The organism is Phycisphaerae bacterium (assembly GCA_035384605.1).
Taxonomy (GTDB): domain Bacteria; phylum Planctomycetota; class Phycisphaerae; order UBA1845; family PWPN01; genus JAUCQB01.
Map to the genome: position 1 here is coordinate 1 of DAOOIV010000053.1, position 2,942 is coordinate 2,942.

Genomic DNA, 2,942 nt, shown 5'->3' on the forward strand with positions numbered 1-2,942 from the left:
TCGTGGCCGACGGAATCGAGTCATCCCAGTTGAGCACGTCGTGCCAACTGGTGCCGTCACCGCCCCAGCCCGCACCTCTCCAGTGCTCGGCCGCAGGGACCGTGATGGCCATTCCCAACACCGCCACGACGGCGATCAACCGGATCTTTGCTCTGACCATGTTCTCGCTCCTCCTCTACGTTCGAGTTCGAGCCTCGAATCCCTCGCCTACCTCTTCAATCATCGCACGCCGGGTTGGCCGGCACTCCAGGACCACTGGCGCAGTCCTCGAAAGCCGCCAGATCGAAACTGTCCACGTCGTTGTCCTGGCCGGGTGAGTTGTCGTTGTTCCGGCGATCGAAGCACTGACAGTAATCAGGGTCGGTCAACACTCCGCCGTCCATACCCGTGTAGCAGAGCTGAAAGACGGCAAAATCGGCCTGATCGACGTCCCCGTCCCCATCCACATCGGCAAACACCTCGGTGTTGCAGGGGCTCTCGTAGCAGCCCGGCCCAAGGCACAGGTTCCGGCCGATGAGCGCGACCTCCTCCCCGGGGGCGAACATGCCTGCGTTGGTACCCGTGACCCAGTCAAAATAGATGACCTGCTGACCCAGCGTGCTGCCCGTGCCGAAACCAATTGAATCCGTGGCCGACGCTTTGCTCGAGGCGTTGAGAATCTCAATCACCGGGGCGGGATTCTCATCAAAGTAGATTCGTATCACCCGCGAGCCGTTCACTTCCCCCATGCAAGCGCGGATGATGTGGTACCCGGCGTACCAATCAAGCGTCTGGTCGGCGAAGGTGTGGTTGTCACCCCGCGCGGTTTCCTTGAGGTAGCCCGCGATGCCCTGGCCCTGACCAGTTATGTCGCCCGCGCCGCTCCAATGGCAACCGAGCGAGCCCCCGCCGTCGTGCCAGATGGACAGGTTCTCACCCTCTATGTTGTTCCCGAATTTGAATGTCGTGCGCACCCGGCCCACAATCGTCGCGCCAGTGCTACTGCCGATGTTCTGCGACGGTCTCGTCCGAAGCTTCAGCTTGTAATCCGGCCCGTCGGCAATCTTCAGTTCCCAGCCGTCCTGGGCCAAGGCATTAGGCTCAACCGCCAGGGCTGGCGGTGATGTGTTCCGGTAGTTGTCCGCCTCGCCCTCGCGTTCGGTAAACGTCATTCCCGGCCCGCCCGCGTTGGGGGCCTCCGGATCCACGTCGCCGTTGTAGATCATGATGAACGGAGCGATGATCTCGACGTCCCGGCCAAAACAAGGATTGCAGTCGGCGGTCAACCGCAACCGGGCGACGTTCACGCCGACCTCAAGCTTGGCATAGTCCACGGTAACCGTCACGATGTCCGTGCCGCCGGGGGCGACTGGCCCGCCAGTCGGCTTGTCCACGCTCAGCCACGGCACATCCGTGACGACGCCGTTGCGATCCACCTCAACCACCGTGTAGTTGAGATCTGCCCCGCCTGCCGCCGCGGTATTGCTGACCGTCAGCTCATGAGTCTGGGTCGCGAGCTTGTCTGCGCCCGGCAGGGTGTTGACCGAAGCCGGCGAAACGTCGAAATCACACGTGTCGGCCGGCTGTAGACGGATCGTGGTGTAGCCGGATCGGGTGACGCCGTAATCGACCGCCCACTCGCCGGCCTCACCCTTCTGGACGTAATTCTCGAAGAAGCTCGTTCGATCGCCCTGGAGTTGGACCGTCGAACAAAGGTACTGGGTGATCTTTCCATCCTTGTACCATGCAGTCTCAGAACCGGTCATATCCTCAACCCAGACCAGTCCGCCACCGTACACGTTAAACGCGTAACCCTCCCAGGCGTCAATGCGAGAGATCTGCGAAGCCCGGAACGTACCATACAGATCAAGGACCGAGCCGTTATCATGACGCAAGACGCCGGCCGCCGCTCTTCCGCCGGACTCGACTTTCATATAGGCACCGCCAGTCGAACCCAAATTGATCTGCTGATCGGCCGAATCGAACGACGGTCCCATAATCAGGCTGGCACCGGGCTTGACGACCACGTTTTGTGCCCGTTGCAGGACCAACTCGCCCGTCATGGTCAAGGTAATGTTTTCGTTGACCGTGACGGTGACAGGGTAATCAACCCGGTCCCACATCGTGGCGCCCCTGGTTGCGATATCTGAGGTGACGTGGATGTCCCAGGCCTTGAAGGGAACGTAGTAGCCGTAGTTCCGTCGGTGGATATTCCAGTCACTGCCCGCCGGGTTGACGCGATCATCCCAGTTCAGGGCATTGTTGAAGTCCCAACCATCGCCCACGCCGTTGTTGTCGCCTTCCCAGTCCACGGCCGCCTGTGCTATCCCGACCCAGACCAGCATCGCCGCAACACATGCGAGCTTCCTCATCCCTTTTCCTCCTTCTCGCTTTCTCATGCCTTCGAACCTTATGGCCCAAGATCTGTTCTGTGCCGCTGGCGCGCATCCTTCCGGATCACAGTGCATTTGGCCTGCGGCCCGCAAGAAAGCGACCCGCCTTAAGGCCTCCACCGTCCCCGGTTCGCTTCAAAGAACTGAAAGCAACCCCGGGCATGGGAATCAGCGGTTAGCAAACAGCACCGCCAATGCCCCTTCCCGAACATTGCGCGCCAGGCGCTTCAGAAACCTGCCTCCTTCAGACCTGCCCCACCCGTTTGTGCTGCCATCACGCCGCATTTCCTTCACAGCCCTCGCCCGGACGGAAACGGCCAAACGCAAGAACTGCGGCTTGCGCACGTGGCCCATCGTAACGCGCCGCTGGCAACAAATCAAGCAAAATCCACCTCATGTGATGATTATTTTCAGATCAGGGCCTGATCCACGGCGAGGATGGTTATAAGTCACTTTAGAACAATAACTTAGAAGATGTGCGACGAATTCTTGGAAAAACACTATTGCATTTTCATCATCACGTGATTACATTGACGGCTATGGACGAGGAAAAACAATTGCTTACCCAGC

The 2,942-nt window shown here is 59.7% G+C and carries 1 protein-coding gene; it reads right to left on the minus strand.

Annotation, left to right across the window (positions count from 1 at the left end; all coding sequences use genetic code 11):
• Positions 1 to 215 precede the first annotated feature (215 nt).
• Positions 216 to 2,351 (minus strand): hypothetical protein, encoded by a 2,136-nt coding sequence (locus PLL20_12680; protein HPD30846.1) that lies wholly within the window; start codon positions 2,349 to 2,351, stop codon positions 216 to 218.
• Positions 2,352 to 2,942 lie beyond the last annotated feature (591 nt).